General features: G+C 68.2%; 13 protein-coding genes. 3 read left to right on the top strand and 10 right to left on the bottom strand.

Annotation, left to right across the window (positions count from 1 at the left end):
* Window positions 1–13: 13 nt before the first annotated feature.
* From SACXIDRAFT_RS16895 to nrdR, 3 genes are all read right to left on the bottom strand, one after another.
* Window positions 14–1,207 (bottom strand): MFS transporter, encoded by a 1,194-nt coding sequence (locus SACXIDRAFT_RS16895; RefSeq protein ID WP_006239829.1) that lies wholly within the window; start codon window positions 1,205–1,207, stop codon window positions 14–16.
* Between the two features lie 248 nt (window positions 1,208–1,455).
* Entirely contained in the window at window positions 1,456–4,323 is a 2,868-nt protein-coding gene (locus tag SACXIDRAFT_RS16890; protein ID WP_006239828.1) for a vitamin B12-dependent ribonucleotide reductase, read from the bottom strand.
* A gap of 58 nt (window positions 4,324–4,381) precedes the next feature.
* Window positions 4,382–4,858, bottom strand: coding sequence for a transcriptional regulator NrdR (nrdR, locus tag SACXIDRAFT_RS16885; protein WP_006239827.1), 477 nt, complete (start codon window positions 4,856–4,858; stop codon window positions 4,382–4,384).
* A 957-nt stretch (window positions 4,859–5,815) separates the two neighbouring features.
* Here nrdR and lexA point away from each other — a divergent pair.
* Window positions 5,816–6,556 carry a transcriptional repressor LexA gene (lexA, locus tag SACXIDRAFT_RS16875; RefSeq protein WP_006239826.1) on the top strand — a complete coding sequence of 247 codons (741 nt, stop codon included), beginning with the start codon at window positions 5,816–5,818 and terminating at the stop codon, window positions 6,554–6,556.
* Between the two features lie 113 nt (window positions 6,557–6,669).
* Here the strand turns inward: lexA and SACXIDRAFT_RS16870 are convergent, their stop codons facing one another.
* From SACXIDRAFT_RS16870 to SACXIDRAFT_RS16850, 5 genes are all read right to left on the bottom strand, one after another.
* A complete protein-coding gene (locus SACXIDRAFT_RS16870) occupies window positions 6,670–7,806 on the bottom strand; it encodes a hypothetical protein (protein ID WP_006239825.1) in 1,137 nt (378 codons plus the stop codon).
* 15 nt (window positions 7,807–7,821) lie between these two features.
* Window positions 7,822–9,270 (bottom strand): GTPase HflX, encoded by a 1,449-nt coding sequence (gene hflX, locus SACXIDRAFT_RS16865; RefSeq protein ID WP_006239824.1) that lies wholly within the window; start codon window positions 9,268–9,270, stop codon window positions 7,822–7,824.
* A gap of 480 nt (window positions 9,271–9,750) precedes the next feature.
* A complete protein-coding gene (gene dapF / locus SACXIDRAFT_RS16860) occupies window positions 9,751–10,593 on the bottom strand; it encodes a diaminopimelate epimerase (RefSeq protein WP_006239823.1) in 843 nt (280 codons plus the stop codon).
* A 10-nt stretch (window positions 10,594–10,603) separates the two neighbouring features.
* Window positions 10,604–11,518: a tRNA (adenosine(37)-N6)-dimethylallyltransferase MiaA gene (miaA, locus tag SACXIDRAFT_RS16855; protein WP_040922238.1), complete on the bottom strand. Its 915-nt coding sequence runs from the start codon at window positions 11,516–11,518 to the stop codon at window positions 10,604–10,606.
* On the bottom strand, window positions 11,503–12,204 hold the full coding sequence (locus SACXIDRAFT_RS16850; RefSeq protein ID WP_006239821.1) for a class III extradiol ring-cleavage dioxygenase family protein: 702 nt from the start codon (window positions 12,202–12,204) through the stop codon (window positions 11,503–11,505). The genes miaA and SACXIDRAFT_RS16850 overlap by 16 nt, the downstream gene beginning before the upstream one ends.
* Window positions 12,205–12,378: 174 nt before the next feature.
* Between SACXIDRAFT_RS16850 and SACXIDRAFT_RS16845 the strand changes: the two genes are divergently transcribed.
* Window positions 12,379–13,728, top strand: a complete 1,350-nt coding sequence (locus tag SACXIDRAFT_RS16845) for a DUF349 domain-containing protein (protein ID WP_006239820.1) — start codon at window positions 12,379–12,381, stop codon at window positions 13,726–13,728.
* Window positions 13,729–13,777: 49 nt separating this feature from the next.
* Here the strand turns inward: SACXIDRAFT_RS16845 and SACXIDRAFT_RS16840 are convergent, their stop codons facing one another.
* Together SACXIDRAFT_RS16840 and miaB are read right to left on the bottom strand one after the other, a co-directional pair.
* A complete protein-coding gene (locus tag SACXIDRAFT_RS16840) occupies window positions 13,778–14,278 on the bottom strand; it encodes an Rv2732c family membrane protein (protein WP_006239819.1) in 501 nt (166 codons plus the stop codon).
* Window positions 14,275–15,783 (bottom strand): tRNA (N6-isopentenyl adenosine(37)-C2)-methylthiotransferase MiaB, encoded by a 1,509-nt coding sequence (miaB, locus tag SACXIDRAFT_RS16835; protein ID WP_006239818.1) that lies wholly within the window; start codon window positions 15,781–15,783, stop codon window positions 14,275–14,277. The genes SACXIDRAFT_RS16840 and miaB overlap by 4 nt, the downstream gene beginning before the upstream one ends.
* 253 nt (window positions 15,784–16,036) lie before the next feature.
* Here miaB and SACXIDRAFT_RS16830 point away from each other — a divergent pair, with 253 nt between their 5' ends.
* Window positions 16,037–16,765: an amino acid ABC transporter ATP-binding protein gene (locus tag SACXIDRAFT_RS16830; RefSeq protein ID WP_198284385.1), complete on the top strand. Its 729-nt coding sequence runs from the start codon at window positions 16,037–16,039 to the stop codon at window positions 16,763–16,765.
* The last annotated feature ends 18 nt before the right edge of the window (window positions 16,766–16,783 follow it).

Below are 16,783 nucleotides of genomic sequence, written 5' to 3'. Positions count from 1 at the left end.
CCTGGGGATTCATTCAGCTCTCAGCCTTGCACAGCGAGGGCGACGGCGCCGCGACCGGCGCGGGCACGGAGGCCCGGCGAGGCCGGACGAGTTCGGGAAGGACCGTGCCGATACCGATCAGCGCGAGAACCGCACCCAACCACAGCGGTGCCCTCAACCCCGCGAGGTCGATCGCGAGCCCGCCCGCGAACGATCCGATCATCACCCCGAGTGTGATGAACGATCCGTGGACGGTGTTCACGAGCGGGCTCGCGTTGCCTGCGCGATGGACACGCACCACCATCGCCGGGTTCATCGTGACGCCCACCAGCCCGATGCCCATCATCGCGGGCACTGCGAACACGGCGTGGCCGGCGAGCAGCGCGAAGGCCGCGAGAAACGCGGCGTTCAGCGCGAGGCCCCACACCTGCACCATCGCGTAGGAGCGGTCGGCGAGGCGCCCGACCACCATGTTCCCCACGACCGTGGCGGCACCGTATCCGACGAGCAGGAGTGGCACTACGGAGCCGTCGATGCCGCTGACCTCGGTGAGAATCGGCTGGAAGTAGCTGAAGCCCGCGAAGGTCGCGCCGATGACGAGGGTGCTCGTGCAGAGGGCGAGCAGCAGCGTGCGGGAGCGGAAGACACCGAGCTGGGTGCGAAGGTCGTCGGCTCCGGTCGCCTCGATCGCGGGCAGTGCGATGACGGTGGCGATCGCCGCGACGGCGGCGAGCCCCGTGACCACCCAGAACGTCGCCCTCCACCCGAAGTTCTCACCGACCACTGTGGACATCGGGAGGCCGAGCAGTGTGCCGAGCATGAGGCCGTTCATGACCACCGCCACGGCCCGTCCTCGCACCTGTGGCCTGGTGAGTTGCGCCGCGAGTGAGATGGCGAGGCCGAAGAACGCCTGCGCGGCGACGCCGGTGACCACCCGTGCTACGAACATCACGGCGTAGTTCGGTGCGACGGCCGCGAGAACGTTGCCGGCGCCGAACACGACGAACAGGGTGAGGAGCGCGGGTTTCGGTGGCCTCCGGCTCAGCAGCATGGTCAGCACGGGCCCGCCGAGCGCCATCGCGGCGGCGAAGGCGGTGATGAGGTATCCGGCCTGCGGCACGGACACTCCCAGCCCCGTTGCCACAGCGGACAGCAGTCCAGCGACTGCGAACTCGCTGGTGACCATGGTGAAGATCCCCAGCGACAGGATGTAGACGGCACGAGGCACCGCGTTCCTCCGTAGTTTTGGATTGATCAATTCAAAACTACGGTAACGCATTCTCAGGCAGATCCTTGCCAGGGGTTGTGGTTCTCACCTGGCAGGAATCCGGTTGCGCGATCACCGTCCGCCCGACCCCTGTCGTACCGCGTTTCTGCCGCTTCCGGCACGCGTCGGCCTCGCGAGATCGAGACGTGACCGCGGAGACGAAGAAAGGGAGCCGACCCGTCGGCCGGCTCCCCCTCGAACTTCGCGTGTCAGCTGCAGCCGGATGTGGCGCCACAGCCCTCACAGGCGTAGCACGACCCCGCAGGGCGCATCTTCGTGCCGCAGGTCATGCACAGCGGTGCATCGGCAGCCTTGCCGAGCTGCAACTCGACCAGCTCGGTGGTCGTCTGCGCCTCCCTGGCAGGCCGGCCACTTCGCGTCGCGGAGTCGTCCGCGGCCTTCCGCTCACCCGCCTCGACACTGCTGCGCAACTCGTCCAGGTCCACGTTCACCGGCTCCGCACCGCCGCCGCCGTACTCGGCCTCCACCTGGGCCGAACGCTCGTCGGCCGTGAAGATGCCGAGCTGCGCACGCTTCTCGTACGGCAGATAGTCCAGCGCGAGCCTGCGGAACAGGTAGTCCAGCACGCTCGTGGCCATCCTGACGTCCGGGTCGTCGGTCATGCCCGCCGGCTCGAAGCGCAGGTTCTGGAACTTCTGCACGTAGAACTCGAGCGGAATGCCGTACTGGAGTCCCACGGAGATGGACATGGAGAACGCGTCCATCACCCCGGCGAGAGTAGACCCCTGTTTGCCGAGCTTGACGAAGATCTCGCCGAGCCCGTCGTCCGGGTAGGAGCCTGCCGTCAGGTAGCCCTCGGCTCCGCCGACAGTGAAGGACACCGTCTGGCTCGGGCGCTTCTTCGGCAGACGCTTGCGCACGGGCCGGTACTCGACGACGGTGTTCTCCGCCGCCTTCTGCTCCGGCGCGGACTTCTCCTTCTTGCCCGTGGACAGCGGCTGGCCGACCTTGCAGTTGTCCCGGTAGATGGCCAGCGCCTTCAGACCGAGCTTCCAGCCCTGGAAGTAGATCTCCTCGACGTCCTCCACGGTCGCCGACTCCGGCATGTTGACCGTCTTGGAGATCGCGCCGGACAGGAACGGCTGCACGGCCGCCATCATCCGCACGTGGCCCATCGGCGCGATCGAACGCTCGCCGACAGCACAGTCGAACACCTCGTAGTGCTCGGGACGCAAGCCCGGCGCATCGACGACGTGGCCGTGCTCGGCGATGTAGTCCACGATCGCTTCGACCTGCTCCTCCTGGTAGCCCAGTGCGCGCAGGGCACGCGGAACGGCGTTGTTCACGATCTGCATGGACCCACCGCCGACGAGCTTCTTGAACTTCACCAGCGAGAAGTCCGGCTCAATACCCGTGGTGTCGCAGTCCATCATGAAACCGATGGTCCCGGTCGGTGCGAGAACGCTGGCCTGCGCGTTGCGCCAGCCGTTGGCCGTCCCGATCTCGATGCCCCGCTCCCACTCCCGGGTCGCCAGCGATCGCACCGCGGCGTCGTTGTGGTGGTAGGTGCGCACGAGTTCATTGGCCGCAGCGTGCTTGCGCATCACCCGCTGGTGCGGCTCGGCGTTGCGCGCGTAACCCTCGTACGGCCCCACGACACCGGCCAGCTCCGCCGACCGCCGGTACGACACCGCCGTCATCAGCGACGTGATCGACGCGGCCAGCGCCCTTCCGCCTTCGGAGTCGTACGCGTGACCGGTGGCCATCAACAGCGCGCCCAGGTTGGCGTAGCCGATGCCGAGCTGGCGGAACTTGCGCGTCGTCTCGGCGATCGGCTCGGTCGGGAAGTCGGCGAAGCAGATCGAGATGTCCATCGCCGTGATGACCAGTTCGACGGCCTTGGCGAACAGTTCGGCGTCGAACGTGCCGTCCTCACGCAGGAACTTCAGCAGGTTCAGCGAGGCCAGGTTGCAGCTCGAGTTGTCGAGGTGCATGTACTCCGAACACGGGTTCGACGCGGTGATCCGGCCCGACTCGGGGCAGGTGTGCCAGTCGTTGATGGTGTCGTCGTACTGCAATCCGGGGTCGGCGCACTCCCACGCCGCCTGCGCCATCTTGCGGAACAGCGTCTTGGCATCGACGTTCTCCAGAACCTCGCCCGTGGTGCGCGAGCGGAGACCGAACGAGCCACCGGTCTCGACGGCCTGCATGAACTCGTCGGACACGCGCACCGAGTTGTTGGCGTTCTGGTACTGCACCGAGGAGATGTCGGCACCGCCGAGGTCCATGTCGAAACCGGCGTCCCTGAGCACGCGGATCTTGTGCTCCTCCTTCGCCTTGGTCTCGATGAACTCCTCGACATCGGGGTGGTCCACGTCGAGCACGACCATCTTGGCTGCGCGGCGCGTGGCGCCTCCCGACTTGATGGTGCCCGCCGAGGCGTCAGCGCCACGCATGAACGACACCGGGCCCGACGCCGTGCCGCCGGAGGACAGCAACTCGCGGGAGGAGCGGATGCGCGAGAGGTTGAGGCCAGCACCGGACCCGCCCTTGAAGATCAGGCCCTCTTCCCGGTACCAGTTGAGGATCGAGTCCATGTTGTCGTCAACCGACAGGATGAAGCACGCGCTGACCTGCTGCTTCGAACTCGTGCCGACGTTGAACCACACCGGCGAGTTGAAGCTGAACACCTGGTGCAGCAGCATCCAGGTCAGTTCGTGCTCGAAGATCTCGGCATCCGCACTGCCCGCGAAATAGCCGTGCTCGAGACCCGCCTTGACGTAGGCCTTGACGACGCGGTCGATGAGCTGCTTGAGGCTGCTCTCCCTCTCGGGGCTGCCCACAGCACCACGGAAGTACTTGCTGGTGACGATGTTCGTCGCGTTGACCGACCAGAACTCGGGGAACTCCACGCCGCGCTGCTCGAAGTTCACCGTGCCGTCACGCCAGTTGGTCATGACGACGTCGCGCCGCTCCCACCGCACCTCGTCGTAGGGGTGAACGCCCTCGGTGGTGTAGACGCGCTGCACCCGAAGGCCCTTGCGCGCACCAGAGCCGTTGCGCTTCCTGCCCGGCTTCGGCGAGGATTCCGCGCCGACCCCCACGGTTTCTGTCATGACTCCCACTCCCGCGTTCTTCGAAACTGGCGGCCGACGTGACTCGTCGCCCGCGACCTCACTCGCTGTGGTCCTGGCCGGACGACCCGGCGATCGCCTCACGCAGGTTCTTGATCTCGGCCTCGAAGTCCTCGATCGACGAGAAGGACCGATAGACACTCGCGAACCTCAGGTAGGCGACGGTGTCGAGCTCCCTGAGCGGACCGAGGATGGCGAGCCCCACCTCGTGGCTCGGGATCTCGGCGACGCCGGTCGCTCTGATCGACTCCTCGACCCTCTGTGCCAACTGCTTCAGCGCGTCGTCGTCAACAGGGCGTCCCTGACAGGCGCGGCGCACTCCGTTGACCACCTTGTCGCGGCTGAACTGCTCCGTCACTCCCGAGCGCTTGACGACAGCGAGCACCATCGTTTCCGACGTGGTGAACCGGCGTCCGCACGCCGAGCACGACCGCCGCCTGCGAATCGCCTGCCCCTCGTCCACCTCGCGCGAATCGACCACCCGGGAGTCCGCGTGGCGGCAGAACGGGCACCGCACAGTCGAACACCTCCCGAACCTTCAGCTTCTTTCCGCGAAGCGGACACGTCACCGACGCCCGCGACGGGCTACCACACCCGAGTGTCGTCCACGTCTTCCACCGAAGACCAGAGCACCACCGTCATCGAGCACCGAAGGCGATGATACCCCAACCTGTGGACCAATTACAGCGATGTAACTACTACATGTAGGGGTTCGACCTTAAGCCGCGGCCCTGTCGCATGCAACTGGGCCCCCTCCCTCACGGGGGTGAGATCCCGGACCTACCATGTGTGACCCTTCGACGGCCGCGAGTCGCGCCCCGCCGTGTTCGCGAGTACGCCCGGCAACCCGGCACAGCCTACGGCGCCCGGGAAACCGTCACATCGGCCCCCGTGCCCGCCGGGCGGGGGCTCCGTGGCGGCGAGGCCCGCACCGACGACCGCGACCGCGACGGCGAGCGCCACGACCACGAGCCATGGCCACCCCGGCCCCCCTGACTGCCGCTCATCGCCCTCTTCTCCCGCGCGCACACGCCCACCCGGCAGGCTCGGAGCGGCTCCTGGCCGCGTCGGGGGCCGGCACCCTCGGCACCCCCGCCGCCCTTTCCCGCCTTTGGGAAAACCGCCGACCGGCGGGCGAGCAGAAGCATGCCGGGCAACACGCGAATGTCTCGTGATCGGCGCCATACCACCATCCCTCCGCTCGGCGGCCACCGCTCGGCACGAGCCGCCACCCGACTGCGCCGAACCCGCGACCGGAACCGGAACCCTCGGCAAGCCCACGCGACTACGGTCGAACATTCGTTCTATCGAACGCCCGTGCGAATGTGTACCACCGACCCGAGGAAAAATCGAGCGAACGTGGCATGTTCTCGAACAGATGTTTGAAATCCTCGACGAGGAGGGCTAGCGTCGTAACCGGATGTGTACACGGGCCCCACATCGGGTCGGGTCCATGACTGGGAGGCAAATCGCGGTGGCACGCAAGACAACGGGCAACGACGTGAGCGGCGGCGAAGTCTCCGCCCTTCCGCGCACGGTCAGTACCCCGGACGAAAGCCTGACACCGCGCCAGCGGAAAGTCCTCGACGTGATCAGGGACTGGGTGGACAGGTACGGATATCCGCCCAGTGTCAGGGAAATCGGGGAGGCGGTCGGGCTCACGTCAACATCCTCCGTTTCCCACCAGTTGAAGGCGCTGCAACGCAAGGGTTATCTCCGGCGCGACGCGAATCGCCCTCGCGCCGTCGGTGTGCTGGCGATGGACAGCCAGCGCGGAACCACTCGCACCTCGCCTCGCGAGGGTGAGGCCGTCACGGCAGCCGGAGAGACGGTTCCCCGGCCCGCACTGGTACCGCTAGTCGGACGTATCGCGGCGGGAGGCCCTGTCCTCGCCGAGGAGTCGATCGAAGACGTCTTCCCTCTGCCGAAGGACATCGTCGGCGAAGGGGACGTGTTCCTGCTCAGCGTCACCGGCGACTCGATGATCGGTGCCGCGATCACCGATGGCGACTGGGTCGTGGTGAGGCAGCAACCCACCGCCGAGAACGGCGACATCGTGGCGGCGATGATCGAGGGCGAAGCGACCGTCAAAACGTTCAAGCGCAAGGACGACGGGCACGTCTGGTTGCTGCCGCACAATGAGGCATACGACCCGATCCCTGGTGACGACGCCACGATCCTCGGAAAGGTCGTCGCTGTCCTGAGAAGGCTGTGAACCCCGCCAGGGGAATGGCAGCGGAAAACCCGCCGAGGAATCGGGTCGGCGAAGGCCGGAAACCGAGGCCTCGAGTCTTCCGGCCTTTCTCGCCGGTCTGACGGCACCTTGATTCAGCGTTGGCGGCGTTGGCGGCGTTGGCGGCGTTGGCGGCGTTGGCGGCGTTGGCGGCGTTGGCGATGGAAGCGGGCCACCAGCACCACACCGAACACGGCGCCGAGTGCCGCGGCTGACCACACCGCGATGGTGAGCGGAGCGACGGGGTCGAGGTCGGGTTCGCCGTCAGCCGACTCGATCGTCTCGGTGCGCTGTTCTGTCGCCGCCTGCTCCGTCGCGCTACTCCGGTCACCGCTGCCCCGGTCGTCCGCCAGCGCGGTGGCGTTCGGAATGGCTCTCACCGGCTCGCCGGAGCCCTCCCCCGCCGACAGCAGTGTTCCGTCGGGGGTGAACGCGATGGCCTCACCCTGCGGCTCACCGGGCAGAGGGACGCGCACGGGTTCGTGGCCGAACGCTCCAGCGATGTCCCCTCCGGTGACCGGATAGAGATAGGCGTCGGTGTACGTCCGCAGAGCCACCACGCTGCCGTCCGGCGACAGCGCGGCGCCGGTAATGAGAACGCTCCCCGCGACCCCGAGCGGACCACCCTGCGTCGCCGTCGGCAGCAGCGACACCGTGGCGACCTCCTCCAGAGGCGTCGGCCCCGGGCTCACCAGCGGACCGGAGGGCCGGTAAACACGGGAGGAGCCGACCGCGCTCTTGGTGATGATGTAGGGCGTTCCCTCGCCGTCCACCACGAGTGCCTCGGCGTCCTGCGGGCCGTCCGGATACGTGAGGCGATACAGCGCGGACGTACCGTCGCGCGACAGGACGTGCAGAGCCACTGTCTCGCGCACCTGACGGTTGTCCCCGGTGTCGCCGAGCCACAACGTCGCGTCGGGACCGAGCGCGAGATCTTCCACGTCGTAGGGATCGGTCGGCGCGGTCAGCACGTCCCGCACCTGACAGTCGTCGTCGAGGACGAGAACCTCGACCCGGGTGCCGCCGTCGGCCACCGCGTAGAGGTGTTCGGAGTCGGCCGTGAGACCCGACAGCTCAGCGAGCCGGGGATCACCGACCGAGCACACCGCCTTCGGCGCGGTGTCCGCGGTGCCCGCGTTTGCCGTGCCGGAGAAGGACGGTGACAGCAGCGTCGCCGCGAGCGCGGACAGTGTGGAAAGCGCCGCTGTCGCCGCCAAACCGAGTCGCGCCACCCCGCTACGTTAGCGTCAGGCTCGCGACCCGTCGGTGACGTACGCCGAGAGAGTGGCGGCGAGTTCCGCATGCACCCTCGCCGTGAGCAACGTCCCTTCTGGCCTGTGCTCCTCCGCCAGTACCTCGCCATCGGCGTGTGCCCGGGCCACGAGTTCGCCGTGCGCGTAGGGCACGAGAACCTCCACCAGCGTCTCCGGACGGGGCAGGCGCGTGGCGATCTCCGCAGCGAGAGTGTCCAGCCCCTGCCTGCGGTGGGCGGAGACGACCACGGCGTCGGGAAGGAGGTTGCGCAGCCGCGCGAGCGTCACCTCGTCGGCGACGTCGGCCTTGTTCACGACCACCAGTTCGGGGGGCAGCGGCTCGGATCGCTTCTGGGCGATCTCACCGAGGACCTCGCGCACCGCCACGACCTGGTCTTCGGGCGCAGGCGCGGCACCGTCCACCACGTGCAGAAGCAGGTCCGCGTCCGCCGCCTCGTCGAGCGTGGAGCGGAAGGCGTCCACGAGCTGGTGAGGCAGATGCCGCACGAACCCGACGGTGTCGGTGATCGTGTACTCCAGCCCGTCAGGGGTCGAGGCCCTCCGCGTGGTGGGGTCGAGGGTGGCGAACAGGGCGTCCTCCACCAGTACCCCCGCGCCGGTGAGGGCATTGAGCAGGCTGGATTTGCCGGCGTTGGTGTATCCGATCAGCGCGACGCTCGGCACCTCGTTGGCGACCCTGCGCCCCCGCTTGGTGGCCCTGATGGTGTCCATCGCGGCGATGTCCTTGCGCAGCTTCGCGATGCGCTTGTTGATGCGCCTGCGGTCGGTCTCCAGCTTCGTCTCACCGGGACCACGCAGACCCACGCCGCCGTTGGCACCACCGGCCCGGCCACCTGCCTGCCGCGACAGCGACTGGCCCCACCCGCGAAGGCGCGGGATGAGGTACTGCAACTGCGCCAGCTCGACCTGAGCCTTGCCCTCACGCGAGCGGGCGTGCTGGGCGAAGATATCGAGGATCAGCGCCGTGCGGTCGATGACCTTCACGCGCAGCTTCTCCTCGAGCTGCCGCAACTGGCCCGGCGAGAGTTCACCGTCGCAGATCACCGTGTCGGCGCCGGTGGCGACGACGATGTCGGCGAGTTCCTTCACCTTGCCGGACCCGATGTAGGTGGCGGGGTCTGGCCGTGAACGGCGCTGGACGAGCCCCTCGAGTACCTCGGAGCCCGCGGTCTCGGCAAGGCGGGCGAGCTCGGCCAGCGATTCCTCGGACTGTTCCGCTGTTCCCTCGGTCCACACCCCGACGAGCACGACGCGTTCCAGCCGCAGCTGCCGGTATTCGACCTCGGTGATGTCGGCGAGTTCGGTGGAAAGGCCCACGACCCTGCGCAGCGAAGCGCGGTCGGAGAGTTCGAGTTCACCCTGCGACAGTTCGATGTCATCGAGCTGATCGGCGGGAACGGCGTTGTGTGTCAGTTCTGTCATCGTCTCCCTATCGTCCCACGGTGCGTGGGAAAGAACGAGCCCATTAATCGTCCAGGCGGCGCCGCACTCACCGCCGTGCGGTGGTGGCCGACGCGCCGAAACGCCCGGACAGCGCCTCCTCGGCCGCCCTTGTTCATGGGCACTGTTCATGGGGCGTTCTTTCCGCCGAGTTCACGAGGACGGTCGTCTCGACGACTCGCTGGTGAGCGCTGTCACGTATGCCAACCGGACGAGCGGAGGACCTATTCCCGGCAGACGAGCCCACGTGTCGCCGACTTACCGGCGATGAACGCCCGCTACCTCACAGAGCGTTCTGCTGTGGTGACCGACCGTGCGCGTCGCCACGGGAAACGTCCTGACCGAGCGCCAGCTGGCAAGCGACCTCTTCGACGGACGGCGGCGTCCCTGTCCGGAGCGGCCGATCGGAGACTCACCGCCTCCGCATGGCGCGCTCGTCTCCGCGCGAACGGAGACGGCGCATCACCTCTCCCCGAGGGAATCCCACCACGCGGCATCGAGTTCACCCCTCGCGACGAACGCAGCGGGCCCGGTAAGTGTCGAGGTTCCCTTGCCGACGGTCACCACCACTCGACCCCCAGGGATGTCTACTGTGGATTCTCCGGTGTCGTCGCCACGCAGGTGCAGTGCTGCCGCGACCGCCGCGACCGTGCCGGTTCCGCACGCCCTGGTCTCCCCGACCCCGCGCTCGTGGACACGCATGCGCAACGCATCGGGACCGAGCAGGTTGACGAACTCCAGGTTGACGCCTTCGGGGAAGAGTTCGGTGTCGTAGCGAGGAGCCCTGCTCAGATCGAGGGTGCTCACGTCGTCATCGATGACCGAGACCAGATGCGGGTTGCCGACGTCCACCGCGACCCCGGAGACCTGCCTTCCGCCGACGACAGCGACCGAGGTCCCGGTCACGGTGACCGGTCCCATGTGCACGGTGACGGAGAGTTCACCCGAGGCGTCGGCCTGCACCCGCACCGGCCGGTCGCCTGCCCTGGTACCGATGACGAATTCCGGTCCCGCTTCGAGTCCTGCCTCGACGAGGTACCGGGCGAAGACCCGAACGCCGTTGCCGCACATCTCCGCTATCGATCCGTCGGCGTTGCGGTAGTCCATGAACCACTCGCCCTTCGAGTCGGCACCCATCGCGGACGAGCGCACGACCCTGAGCACCCCGTCGGCACCGATCCCCTGCTGCCGGTCGCACAGCGCGGCGACCCGCTTCCCGGTCAGCTCCAGCGCCGCGTCGGGATCGGGCAGAAGCACGAAGTCGTTCTGGGTGCCGTGCCCCTTGAGGAACTCGATGCCAGCCATGTCTCCAAGGTTACGGGTCGAGATGTGACAGCACGGCGGCGACCAGGTCCGTCCTGCCACCGTCGAACCACGTGATCCGGTCGTCGCGCCGGAACCACGAGCGTTGCCTGCGGACGAAGCGGCGCGTCGCCACCACGGTGTCCCTCGCGGCGGCGTCGAGATCGCCGTTACCGGCCAGCGCGTCGAGCACCTGACGGTATCCGAGCGCTCGTGACGCCGTCCTGCCCTGGCGCAGCCCACGCTGTTCGAGCGAACGCACCTCATCGACGAGTCCTGCGTCGAACATGTGCTCCACCCGCAGTTCCAGCCGCGTGTCGAGTTCCTCAGCATCCCTGTCGATTCCGATGAGGACAGTCCCGTACCGTGGCGGCCCCGGGGTGGGCAGGTTCGCCGAGAACGGCTCACCGGTGATAGCGATGACCTCCAGCGCTCTCACCACTCGCCGGGTGTCGCCGGGCAGGATCGTCGCGGCGGCCTTCGGGTCGAGCATCGCGAGCCTGCGGTGCAGCGCGGCGGTGCCCTCCGCACCGGCCTGCCGTTCCAGATCACGGCGCACGGCGGGGTCGGTTCCCGGGAAACGGAGGTCGTCCACGATCGCCTGTACATACAGTCCGGAACCGCCGACGATGACCGGAACGCGGTCGGCTTCGAGCAGCCCTTCGATGATCGAGCGTGCCTGCTCCTGGTAGGCCGCCACCGAGGCGGTCTCGGTGACGTCGAGGACGTCGAGCAGATGGTGCGGCACGCCCTTGCGTTCGGAGGGGGTGGCCTTGGCCGTACCGATGTCCATGCCTCGGTAGAGCTGCATGGCGTCGGCGTTGACGACCTCGCCGCCCAGTGCGAGCGCGAGTTCGACACCGAGCGCGGTCTTGCCGGTGGCGGTGGGGCCGACGACGGCGACGGGCGCGATCACTGCCGGGTCCACTCCGCGACGTGGTAGGCGACGCCGAAAGGTGCGGCGGAGTACAGCAACTCCCCACGCCAGTCCCCTGACGCGCGGGCGAAGGCAGCGAGCACCTGCCACGCCGCCCTTCCCGCGGCCTGGAGTTCACCGGCGAGTGCGGCGTCGATCGACAGCAGCGCCTCGCAGTCGGCGTCGGACAGCGCGGAGCGCACTGCCGCGTCGAACCCTTCGGCCCGGTCGTCGGGCCAGCCCGGCGGCGCGGCCGGATGACGGGTGGAACCGTCACCGACCACGAGCAAACCGTCCTCGTCCGCCTCGGCGAGCTGCTCTCCCAGCGCGACGCACTCGGCCACCTCCGCGTGGGAGGCCACGAGTTCGACCCGCACCGACTGTGCTCCTGCCTGCTCGCGTAGCCAACCCGCCACAAGGGCGGCGAGGGGCAGTGTGGGTTCGGACTCACGGGCGGATTCCGACAGCGCGACGGGGACGTCAACACCGAATCCGCCGAAACCGCCGCGCGTACCGGGTTGCACTGTCTGCCGCCGATCGGCGACGCCCACCGCCACCCAGCGACGGCCTGCCCCCGCCAACGTGCGTGCCGCGGCCACCGTCGCGTCGCGCACCGCGGCGCCGCGCTCCACGGCGCCCGGCACGAGGTCGGGCACGAGCAGCGGCGGCGAAGGCACCACGACGGCACACGTGATCACGTGTAACGAGGTTACCGGCAGCGTCGCCAGAGGTACCTATCGAGGCATGGAGTACCCATCAGCGGTGTTACCTGTTTGAATGCGGCCTACAGACCCGTAACACGCACGACCCGGCCCCGCACACCGCGGGGCGCCCGCGATCCTCGCGGGCCGGACAGCGAGAAGGAGCCGGCCATGGCCGAGCAGAACACCACCAGCGGCAGTGACGTTTCCCGCGACGTCTCCGACGTTTCGGCCGACGTCCCCACGCCACACCAGGTGCCCCACGCCTCAGGGGGCACGCAGGCACCCGCTGTGCCGGTCGCCGAGACACACCCGTCGCGGTGGGGACGGGTCGCCGACGACGGCACTGTGTACGTGCGCACAGCCGACGGGGAACGTGCTGTAGGCGTGTGGCAGGCGGGTTCGGCCGACGAGGGACTGATGCACTACGCGCGCAAGTTCGACGACCTGCGCACTGAGGCGGAGCTGCTGGAGACCCGGCTCTCGTCGGGGGCCGGCGACCCGAAGCACGCGCTGTCCAGCGCCGTTCACCTGCGCGACGGCCTCGCCGAAGCCGCTGTCGTCGGGGACCTCGACGCCCTTCGCGCCCGGCTCGACCACGTCGTCGCCCACGCCGAGAAGGCGCTGGAGCGGAGTCGCCAGGAGCGGGAGCGGGCGAGGGCCGAAGCCGTGGCCCGCAAGCAGTCTCTCGCGGAGGAGGCCGAGGAGATCGCCGCGTCCTCGACCCAGTGGAAGGTCGCGGGCGACCGGCTCAAGGCAATCCTCGACGAGTGGAAGACGATCAAGGGTGTCGATCGCAAGACGGACGACGAGCTGTGGAAGCGCTTCTCCAAGGCCCGCGAGGCGTTCAGCAGGCGCCGGGGTTCACACTTCGCGGAACTCGACAAGCAGCGCGCCGCGGCCAAGCGCCGCAAGGAAGAACTGATCGAGGAGGCCGAAGCGCTGTCCGAGTCCACCGACTGGGGACCGACCGCGGGCCGCTACAAGGAACTCATGGTCGAGTGGAAGGCCGCAGGCAGAGCACCGAAGGACGCAGACGACGCCCTGTGGCAGCGGTTCAGGGCGGCGCAGGACGCCTTCTTCTCCCGCAGGGCCGAGGCGTTCTCGGAACGGGACGCCGAATTCGCCGAGAACGCGGCTCGTAAGGAGGAGTTGCTCGCCGAGGCCGAGAAGATCGACCCTGCGACGAACCTCGACGCCGCCAAGGCCCAGTTCCGCCGGATTCAGGAGAGCTGGGACGAGATCGGGAAGGTGCCGAGGGAGCGCATCAGGGAACTCGACGGCCGGTTGAAGGCGGTCGCCGACCGTATCCGCTCGGCCGAGGACGCCCGCTGGCGTCGCACCGACCCCGAGGCCGAGGCCAGGGCCGCGCAGTTCAGGGAGCGGGTCGAGCAGTTCGAGGCGCAGGCCGAGAAGGCGCGAGCCGCAGGCGACGAGCGTCGCGCGAAGAAGGCGGAGGAGCAGGCCGCACAGTGGCGCGAGTGGCTGCGCACCGCTGAGGAGGCCGTCGCCAACCGCTGACGACGCTGGGAAGGCCGTGGTGGTGGGGAGCGGCGCCGCTCCCCACCACTCAGTGCCTCGACCAGGCGAGCTTCATCCACTGGAATCCCAGCACGCCCATCGCGACACAGGCGATGACGAGGCCGATGCCGGGGCCTGCTCCTGGAACACCGCTGACGCCCGACGACTGCTGCGACCACACGGCGAGGATGCCGTCAACGAAGGCGAACCACCCGCCGGTGGCGCACACCCAGGTCAGCCACCACCGGCGAGTGGCGAGCGCCAGCGTCGAGGCCAGCACACCGAAGCCGGTGGACGTCGCCGCGAACAGCTGCGGGATCGCACCCGCGTCTCCGAGCAGTGCCTGCCAGCCGGGGCGGCCGTCCACCCACGGCAGCACGAAGCCGATCAGCAGGAGGAACACGAACACCGCGATGGTGAAACCGCGCCGCCCGAACTCCACGGTGCGTACAGCCTTACCGAGGGTGGCATCGACGTCCGCGGCGAGTTCGTCGAGGTCCCCACCGTCTCCGGTGCGCCCCTCGGACGCCGATCTGGCTTCGTCGCTCACAGCGCACACCCTCCCGCCTGCACAGTCACCGGATCAGCCACCACCGCACCCGGCGGTGCCGTCGGCGCGGCACCGAAGGTGGGCAATCCCAGGCTGACGCCCTTGGTCTTCGGCCGCAGCCCGGCCTCCACGTTGTCCCCTGCCCTGGTGCGCCGGTGCGAGAGGACATCGCCGTCGGCGACAAGGTGGTGCGGCGCCGCGTAGGTGATCGTGGTCTCCACGATGTCACCCGGCCGGATCTCCCGATCGACGGCGCTGCCGGTCGGGGTGAAGTGCACCAGCCTGCCGTCGCGGGCACGGCCGCTCATCCGCTGTGTCTCCGCGTCCTTGCGCCCCTCGCCCATCGCGACGAGCAGTTCGACCGTGTTGCCGACCAGCGCCTTGTTCCCCTGCCATGCGATGTCGTTCTGCAGTTCCACCAGCCGGTCGTAGCGTTCCTGCACAACCTCCTTCGGTACCTGGCCGTCCATCTCGGCCGCGGGTGTGCCAGGGCGAGGCGAGTACTGGAAGGTGAAGGCACTCGAGAACCGCGCCTGCCGCACGACATCGAGGGTCTGCTCGAAGTCCTCGTCGGTCTCGCCGGGGAACCCGACGATGATGTCGGTGGTGATGGCCGCGTCGGGCATCGCGTCCCGCACTCTGTCGAGGATGGAGAGGAAGCGCGACGACCGGTAGGAGCGCCGCATCGCCTTCAACACCCGATCGGAGCCCGACTGCAACGGCATGTGCAGCTGGTGACAGACGTTCGAGGTCTCGGCCATCGCGTCGATCACGTCGTCGGTGAAGGCCGCCGGGTGCGGCGAGGTGAACCGCACCCGCTCCAATCCCTCCACGGAACCGCAGCTTCGCAGCAACTTGCCGAAGGCGAGCCTGTCACCGAACTCGACACCGTAGGAGTTGACGTTCTGCCCCAGCAGCGTCACTTCGAGAACACCCTCTGCCACGAGGGCCTCGACCTCGGCGAGGATCTCCCCGGGACGCCGGTCGCGCTCCTTCCCCCGCAGCGACGGCACGATACAGAAGGTGCACGTGTTGTTGCAGCCGACGGAGATGGACACCCAGCCCGAGTACGCGGACTCCCTGCGCGCGGGCAGTGTTGAGGGGAAGGTCTGGAGCGATTCGAGGATCTCGACCTGCGCCTCGGCGTTGTGCCGGGCCCGCTCCAGCAACACGGGAAGGGAGGAGATGTTGTGGGTGCCGAAGACGACATCGACCCACGGAGCCCGCCGCACGATCTCACCGCGGTCCTTCTGCGCGAGGCAGCCTCCCACCGCGATCTGCATCCCCGGCTTCGCCGACTTGGCAGCGCGGAGGTGGCCGAGGTGCCCGTAGAGCTTGTTGTCGGCGTTCTCGCGCACCGCGCAGGTGTTCAGCACGACGATGTCAGGGTCCTCACCGTCCGTGGCGAGCGCGTATCCCGCGTCCTCCAACTGACCGGCGAGACGCTCCGAGTCGTGCACGTTCATCTGGCACCCGAAGGTGCGGATCGCGTAGGTCCGGGTCACGTCTGCCAGGGTAGGTCAACGGCATTTCGGCACCTCACCGCGTCCGGGCGGGCCTGTCTCGTTAGAGTTCGATAACGCTATGGCGGGGGTGGCCCATGATCACCCTCGCGGACACTTAAGGTTGCTTTTTGATTCAAAGAGCACGCCGGATTGCCCCGAAGGTGTTAAATCCGGGTGTTGCCCGTGACAACCCGCGACCCGCGGCTTGCCGTGTGATGGAGGTCAGATGAGCACCGCGACGCCAGCACCGCCGATGATCAAGGCGGCGGCGGTGAACAAGCATTTCGGCGACCTGCATGTGCTCAGGGATATCGACTTCGAGGTGCCGAGAGGGCAGGTCGTCGTGGTCCTCGGGCCGTCGGGGTCCGGCAAGTCAACGCTGTGCCGCGCGATCAACCGTCTCGAACCCATCGACTCCGGTGAGATCCACATCGACGGGAAACCGCTGCCTGCCGAGGGCAAGGCGCTCGCCGCCCTCCGCGCGGACGTCGGCATGGTCTTCCAGCAGTTCAACCTGTTCGCGCACAAGACGATCCTCGAGAACGTCACGCTCGGGCCCATGAAGGTCCGCAAGGTCGGCGCCGAGGAAGCCAGGAAGACGGCCATGGACCTGCTCGATCGGGTCGGGATCGCCAACCAGGCGCAGAAGTACCCCGCTCAGCTCTCCGGCGGCCAGCAGCAGCGGGCCGCCATCGCGAGGGCGCTGGCGATGCGTCCCAAGGTGATGCTGTTCGACGAGCCGACCTCCGCGCTGGACCCCGAGATGGTCCAGGAGGTTCTCGACACGATGACCGAACTCGCCGAGGACGGCATGACGATGCTCGTGGTGACCCACGAGATGGGCTTCGCCCGCAGGGCCGCCCACCGTGTCGTGTTCATGTCCGACGGCGAGATCGTCGAGGATTCGACCCCGGATTCGTTCTTCACCGCGCCACGATCCGAGCGCGCGAAGGACTTCCTCGGCAAGATCCTCACTCACTGACACATGTCGTGGCGGCGT

It is taken from the genome of Saccharomonospora xinjiangensis XJ-54, from assembly GCF_000258175.1.
GTDB classification, from domain to species: Bacteria; Actinomycetota; Actinomycetes; order Mycobacteriales; family Pseudonocardiaceae; genus Saccharomonospora; species Saccharomonospora xinjiangensis.
Note: the sequence above shows the minus strand (reverse complement) of the source record. Positions and strands in the feature narration are given on the sequence as shown.